Consider the following 7,134-nt stretch of genomic DNA (forward strand, 5'->3'; position numbering starts at 1 on the left):
CGGGCTCAGGGCGACGGTTCTTGTCCGTTCGTCCTGAGCCCGTCGAAGGATGAACGGCCTGCGCTCAAGACGCGTCGTGCTGTCCGTCAGCCGCGGCCTGCGCCGCCGCGCGCAGCTTGTCCTTCTTGCTTGGCCGCTTGCCCTTGACGCCGCCATTGCCGTCGGCCGCGCCGGCCACGGGAGCAGGGATTTCCTCCAGCGGCTCGAAACCTTCGACGATTTCGCGCGGCAGCGCCAGATGCTGGCGTTTTTCTATCAGCTGCCAGTGGGCCTCGCTGGCCGGCGTGACGAAGCTCACGGCCAGGCCGCTTTCGCCTGCGCGGCCCGTGCGGCCGATGCGGTGCACGTAGTCGACGGCCGAGCGCGGCAGGTCGTAGTTCACCACCACCGGCAACTGGGCGATGTCGATGCCGCGCGCCGCGAGGTCTGTGGTCACGACCACCTGCCAGCGCTCGGCCTTGAACTCTTCGAGCACCTGCTGGCGCGCGCCCTGGCTCAGCTCGCCATGGAAAGGCGTGGCGAAGACGCCGTTCTTGTAGAGCTTTTCGGCCACGATGTTGGCCGTGTGCTTGGTCGCCACGAACACCAGCACGCGCGTCCAGGCCGGGTCCTGGAGCATCTGGCGCAGCAGTTGCGTGCGCCGGCTGGTGTCGACGGCAACGGCGCGCTGCTCGATGATGGCCTGGCTTTCGCTCGCGTCGGTGGCGATGTCCACGCGCAGCGGGTCGTTCAGCAGGCTTTGCGCCAGCGCTTCGACGGCCTGCGGGAACGTGGCCGAGAAGAACGCCGTCTGGCGCTTCTTGGGCAGCAGGGCCAGCGTGCGCTGCAGCTCGTCGGCAAAGCCCAGGTCGAGCAGGCGGTCGGCTTCATCGAGCACCAGCAACTGCACCTGCGACAGGCGCAGCGCGCGCTGATCGACCAGGTCCAGCAGCCGGCCGGGCGTGGCGACGACGATGTCGGCGCCGCCGCGCAGCGCCATCATCTGCGGGTTGATCGACACGCCGCCGAACACCACGGCGATCTTGGGCGGCTGGGACAGGTTCTGCCCCAGGCTGCGCAGCACTTCACCGACCTGGGCCGCGAGTTCGCGCGTGGGCACGACGACCAGCGTGTGCACGCTGCGTGCGCCGCCGCTGGGCTGGGCCAGCGTCAGGTTCTGGTGCTGCAGCAGCGCGGGCAGCGCGAAAGCCGCGGTCTTGCCCGAGCCGGTGCGCGCCGAAGCCCAGACATCGCGGCCTTGCACGATGGCGGGAATGGCCTGCGACTGGATGGGCGTGGGTTGGTCAAACCCCAGTTCACTGGCGGCGCGGGCAAGGGCCGGGGAAAGGCCGAGGGAAGAAAAAGGCATGTATGGGCAAAGAAAGTGGTGGGCGTGAAAGCCGGGCGCGCACAGACGCGGGCCAACGCCGGTATGGGAGGATTGTGCGCCAGCGGGGCCGCAAAGCCCCGGGACAGGGCCTTTGCTCGGCAGCCGCTACATGCGCAGACAGCGGCCCAGCATGCGCAGCCAGTCGGACTTGCCCAGCTTGGGCCGGGTATGCAGGCTCTGGCCTTGCAAGGCATCCACCTTGTCGAGAATGCGCAGCCCGCCTTGCACCACCAGGCGCAGCTCCCAGCCCGCGCGCCCGGGCAGGCGGTGCACCAGCGGCAGGCCTTGCAGCATGCACTCGCGCGCCCAGCGCGCGTTCTCGGCAATCAATTGCCGGTTGGCGGGCGTGCTGGCCAGCGCGGCCAGTTCGGCGCGGCTGACCCCGTGGCGCGCGCAATCGGCATCCGTGAGGTAATGGCGGCCGCGCGGAATGTCCACGCTCAGGTCCTGCCAGAAGTTGATCAGCTGCAGCGCGCTGCAGATCGCATCGCTTTGCGCCAGCGCCTGGTCATCGTGCACGCCGTAAAGATGCAGCAGCAGCCGGCCCACGGGATTGGCCGAGCGCCGGCAGTAATCGAGCAACTCGGCGCGGTCGGCATAGGTCTCGCCCGCAGCCGTCTTGTGGATGTCCTGGGAAAAGGCGCTGAGCAGATCGGCGAGCAGCGGCACGGGCAGCCCATGCGCGCGGATGGCATGCTGCAGCGGCCCGAACACCGCGGCCCAGCGCGCGCCCGGCGCCCGGCCCGCGGCAACGGCCAGCAGCTCTTCGCGGTAGGCATCGAGTTCGGCCAGGCGTTCGGCGGGCGTCGCCTCGCCTTCATCGGCGATGTCGTCGGCGGTGCGCGCAAAACCGTAGATGGCCGCGATCGGCTGGCGCAGCTGCGGCGGGCACAGCAGCGAAGCGACGGGGAAATTCTCGTAGTGCGTGACAGGCGCGGCGAGGGTTGGAGCGGGGGAGGGTGGCTGGGCGGGGCGGTTCACGCCTTGATTGTCGCTTGACAAGTGCGCGCGCCTTTCGATAATTACTAACCATTGAGTCATTAGTGACCATTCCCACAGAAAAGAGAAGGCGCGCAGACCTTTGTCGTTTGAGTTGTGTTGTGGGCCGTTGCCCCTTTTGCGACGATTACCCGGTGGCGTCGCGCCGATGGCGCGGCGCCCGTTTTTTTGAGCACCGCATGCCCTCCTTGATCCTTTCCCGGCCCCGTTGGGCCCTTACCACCGTGGTGCTCGCCTGTGCGCTTGCCGCCTGTTCGCGGCCTGCGCCCGCGCCCGAGCCCGTGCGCGCGGTCAAGCTGCTCGAAGTCGGTGTGGGCGTATACGACGCGCAGACCGAGTACGCAGGCGAAGTGCGCGCACGCATCGAATCGCGGCTGGGCTTTCGCGTGCCGGGCAAGCTGGTCTCGCGCCAGGTGGAACTGGGTCAGCAGGTCAAGCCCGGCCAGTTGCTGGCGCAGCTCGATGCGCAGGATTACCGGCTCGCGGCCGATGCCGGCCGCGCCCAGGTGAACGCGGCGACGACGCAGCGCGATCTCGCCGCTGCCGATCTGCAGCGCTACCGCACGCTCAAGGCGCAGAACTTCATCAGCGGCGCCGAACTCGAGCGCCGCGAAGCCACGCTCAAGTCGGCCCAGGCCAGCCTGGACCAGGCGCGCGCGCAGGCCGCAAGCCAGTCGCTGCAGACCGATTACACGCGCCTCGTGGCCGATGTCGCGGGCGTGGTCACGGGCATAGATGCCGAGCCCGGCCAGGTGGTTTCCGCGGGCAGCCCCGTGGTGCGCATCGCCCAGGACGGCGAGCGCGACGTGGTGTTCTCCGTGCCCGAAGACAAGATTGCGCGCGTGCGCGCCGGTCAGGCGGTGGCGGTGCGCCTGTGGGCCAGTGACCAGCGCTACAGCGGCCGGGTGCGCGAAGTCGCGGCCAGCGCCGATGCCGTGACGCGCACTTATCTTGTCAAGGTCGCATTGGAGCGTGCGCCGGGCCAGGCCTTGCCGGCACTGGGGGCAACGGTGCATGCGCGCCCCGAAGGCATGGGCGCGACCGGCGAGTCCGTGATCAAGCTGCCGACGACGGCGCTGCATCAGGAGAACGGCGGCTCGGCCGTGTGGGTGTTCGACGCCGCGTCGAGCACCGTGCGTTCGCAGCCCGTGGTGGTGGCTACGGCCGATGGCAACGAGATCGTGATCTCCCAAGGCCTGACGCCGGGCATGCGCGTGGTCGCGACCGGTGGCCATGTGCTCGCTCCCGGCCAGAAGGTGACGGTGTACCAGAGCCCCGTCGAAGCCGCGCGCGCGGCGTCGGCCGCCAAGGTGCCGCCCGCTGCCGCCACCCCGGCAGCGCAGCCCGTTCCCGCCACCCGCTGAGTCCGCCATGAATCCACAGCAGCCCAAACAAGGCTTCAATCTCTCGCGCTGGGCGCTCGAGCATGTGGCGCTCACGCGCTATCTGCTGGTGTCCATCGTGCTGCTGGGCTTTGCGGCCTATTTCCAGCTCGGCCAGGATGAGGATCCGCCGTTCACGTTCCGCGCGATGGTGGTGCGCACCTACTGGCCCGGCGCCACGGCGCAGCAGGTCGCCGAGCAGGTCACCGACAAGCTCGAGCGCAGCTTGCAGGAGGTGCCCTATGCCGACAAGATCCGCAGCTACTCCAAGCCCGGCGAGTCGCAGATCATCTTCCAGCTCAAGGACAACTCCAAGCCTTCCGATGTCTCCAATCTCTGGTACACGGTGCGCAAGAAGATAGGCGACATGCGCTACACGCTGCCGCAGGGCGTGCAGGGGCCGTTCTTCAACGACGATTTCGGCGACGTCTACGGCGTGATCTACGCGCTGCAGGGCGAAGGCTTCACCTACGCGGAGTTGAAGAACGTGGCCGACGATGTGCGCCAGCAGCTGCTGCGCGTGGCCGATGTCGCCAAGGTCGAGATGTTCGGCGTCCAGGACGAGAAGCTCTTCATCGAGCTGTCGCAGCTGCGCCTGTCGCAGCTGGGCCTCGACATGAACCAGGTGCTGGCCCAGCTCGACCAGCAGAACGCGCTGCAGAGCGCAGGCGTGGTCCAGGCCGGCGCGGAGCAGGTGCAGGTGCGCGTCGCCGGCCAGTTCAATGCGGTTGAAGACCTGCGCGCCATGCCGATACGCGGCGCTTCGGGCGCGCAGCTGCGCCTGGGCGACATCGCCGAGATCCGCCGCGGCTATGTCGATCCACCGACCGTGAAAGTGCGCCACCAGGGCCAGGATTCGATCGCGCTGGGCGTGGCCATGACCAAGGGCGGAGACATCATCCGCCTGGGCAAGGCCTTGCGCGCGGCCAGCGAGCGCCTGGCCCACGAACTGCCCGCGGGCATGCAACTGGTCAATGTGCAGGACCAGCCGCGCGCGGTGTCGAGTTCGGTCAACGAGTTCATCGCGGTGCTGATCGAGGCCGTGGCCGTGGTGCTGGCCGTGAGCTTCATCAGCCTGGGCCTGCACAAGCGCCCCGGCGAGCAGCGCTGGTGGCGGCGCTGGTACATCGATCCGCGCCCCGGCCTGGTGGTGGGCATCACCATTCCGCTGGTGCTGGCCGCGACCTTCCTGGCCATGTGGTACTGGGGCATAGGCCTGCACAAGATCTCGCTGGGCTCGCTGATCATCGCGCTGGGCCTGCTGGTCGATGACGCCATCATTGCCGTCGAAATGATGGTGCGCAAGATGGAAGAGGGCTACGACAAGCTGCGCGCGGCGACGTTTGCCTACGAGATCACGGCCATGCCCATGCTCACGGGCACGCTGATCACGGCTGCGGGCTTTCTGCCCATCGGTCTGGCCAAGTCCATGACCGGCGAATACACCTTCGCGATCTTCGCGGTGACCGTGGTGGCGCTGGTGCTGAGCTGGCTGGCCTCGGTGTTTTTCGTGCCCTACCTGGGCATGCTGCTGCTCAAGCGCCCGCCGCATGCGCCCGAGGCACCATCCGAAGAGGTGCTGGCCGAAGCGCCGCCCGAAACGCTGGCCGCCGTGGCGCTGGGCGCGACACCGCCCGCGAGTCAGCACGAAGTGTTCGACAGCCCGTTCTACAACCGTTTCCGGCGCACGGTCGACTGGTGCGTGGAGCACCGCTGGATCACCATAGGCGCAACGGTGCTGGTGTTCGCGCTGGGCCTGTTCGGCATGTCGCGCGTGCAGCAGCAGTTCTTCCCCGACTCGACGCGGCTCGAAATCATGGTCGATCTGTGGTTCCCCGAAGGCACGTCGTTCGTGGCCAACGAGCAGACCACCAAGGCGGTCGAGCAGCGCCTGCTGGCGCAGGACGGCGTCGAGACCGTGAGCACCTGGTTTGGCTCGGGCGTGCCGCGTTTCTATCTGCCGCTGGACCAGGTCTTTCCGCAGACCAACGTCTCGCAGTTCATCGTCGTCGCCAAGACGCTGCAGGAGCGTGAACGGCTGCGCCGCCAGCTGCCGGGCATGCTGGCGCAGGACTATCCGCAGGCGCGCGGCCGCGTGACGCTGCTGTCGTCGGGCCCGCCCGTGCCGTACCCCGTGCAGTTCCGCGTCAAGGGGCCGGACCCGACCACGCTGCGCGTGCGTGCCGACGAAGTCAAGCAACTGCTGCGCGACAACGCCGACATGCGCGGCGTCAACGACAACTGGAACGAGTCGGTCAAGGCCATCCGCCTCGAAGTCGACCAGGACAAGGCGCGCGCGCTGGGCGTGAGCAGCCAGTCGATCGCCCAGGCCGCCAACGTGATGCTCAGCGGCGCCACCGTGGGCCAGTACCGCGAAGGCGACAAGCTGATCGACATCGTGCTGCGCCCGCCGCTCGACGAGCGCGATGCGATCACCGACATCGGCAATGCCTATCTGCCCACGAGTTCGGGCAAGTCGATTCCGCTGACCCAGATCGCCAAGCCCGTGATGGCCTGGGAGCCTGGGGTTCTATGGCGCGAAGGCCGCAGCTATGCGATCACCGTGCAGGGCGATGTGCGCGAAGGCCTGCAGGGCGCGACCGTGACCGAAGCGCTGCTGCCCGCGCTGCGCGAAGTCGAGAAGCGCTGGCATGCCGAAGGCGCAAACGCCTATCACATCGAAGTCGCGGGCGCGGTCGAGGAAAGCTCCAAGGGCGCGTCGTCGATCGCCGCCGGCCTGCCGGTGATGCTGTTCCTCACGTTCACGCTGCTGATGCTGCAGCTGCACAGCTTCAGCCGCGCGCTGCTGGTGTTCCTGACCGGCCCCATGGGCATTGCAGGCGTTGCCGCCGCGCTGCTGCTGCTTAACCGGCCGTTCGGCTTTGTCGCGCTGCTGGGCGTGATCGCGCTGATGGGCATGATCCAGCGCAACTCGGTGATCCTGATCGACCAGATCGAAGTCGACCGCGCGCGCGGCATGCCGGCCTGGGACGCGATCATCGAAGCCACCGTGGGCCGGCTGCGTCCCATCGTGCTCACCGCTGCGGCCGCGGTGCTGGCCATGATCCCGCTGTCGCGCAGCGTGTTCTGGGGCCCCATGGCCGTGGCCATCATGGGTGGCCTGGTCGTGGCGACGGTGCTGACGCTGCTGGCGCTGCCGGCGATGTATGCCGCGTTCTTCCGCGTGCGCCGGCCCGAGCCGGCAGCCTAAAAACTTGCACTCGATTGCAAAAAATGCTGTGTCAAACAGGTAAAATAAGCGGTTGACCTAAGGTCTGGCATCGCGCCAGACCACCGCGCGGGTGGCGAAATTGGTAGACGCACCAGGTTTAGGTCCTGACGCCAGCAATGGTGTGGGGGTTCGAGTCCCCCCTCGCGCACCAG

General features: G+C 68.0%; 4 protein-coding genes and 1 tRNA gene. 3 read left to right on the plus strand and 2 right to left on the minus strand.

Features of this window, described 5'->3' with window-relative positions; translation table 11 throughout:
- Positions 1-64 precede the first annotated feature (64 nt).
- Positions 65-1,348, minus strand: coding sequence for a DEAD/DEAH box helicase (locus tag RR928_RS16775; RefSeq protein WP_332538553.1), 1,284 nt, complete (start codon positions 1,346-1,348; stop codon positions 65-67).
- A 126-nt stretch (positions 1,349-1,474) separates the two neighbouring features.
- A complete protein-coding gene (gene hpnC / locus RR928_RS16780; protein WP_332538557.1) occupies positions 1,475-2,350 on the minus strand; it encodes a squalene synthase HpnC in 876 nt (291 codons plus the stop codon).
- A 197-nt stretch (positions 2,351-2,547) separates the two neighbouring features.
- On the opposite strand from hpnC, the gene RR928_RS16785 reads away from it, so the two are divergent.
- The 3 genes from RR928_RS16785 (at position 2,548) to RR928_RS16795 (ending at position 7,133) form a co-directional block, all read left to right on the plus strand.
- Positions 2,548-3,732 carry an efflux RND transporter periplasmic adaptor subunit gene (locus RR928_RS16785; protein WP_332683410.1) on the plus strand — a complete coding sequence of 395 codons (1,185 nt, stop codon included), beginning with the start codon at positions 2,548-2,550 and terminating at the stop codon, positions 3,730-3,732.
- 7 nt (positions 3,733-3,739) lie between these two features.
- Positions 3,740-6,961: an efflux RND transporter permease subunit gene (locus RR928_RS16790; RefSeq protein WP_332538555.1), complete on the plus strand. Its 3,222-nt coding sequence runs from the start codon at positions 3,740-3,742 to the stop codon at positions 6,959-6,961.
- A gap of 85 nt (positions 6,962-7,046) precedes the next feature.
- Positions 7,047-7,133, plus strand: a tRNA-Leu gene (locus tag RR928_RS16795).
- The last annotated feature ends 1 nt before the right edge of the window (position 7,134 follow it).

Source organism: Comamonas sp. (assembly GCF_036666375.1).
Taxonomy (GTDB): domain Bacteria; phylum Pseudomonadota; class Gammaproteobacteria; order Burkholderiales; family Burkholderiaceae_C; genus Comamonas.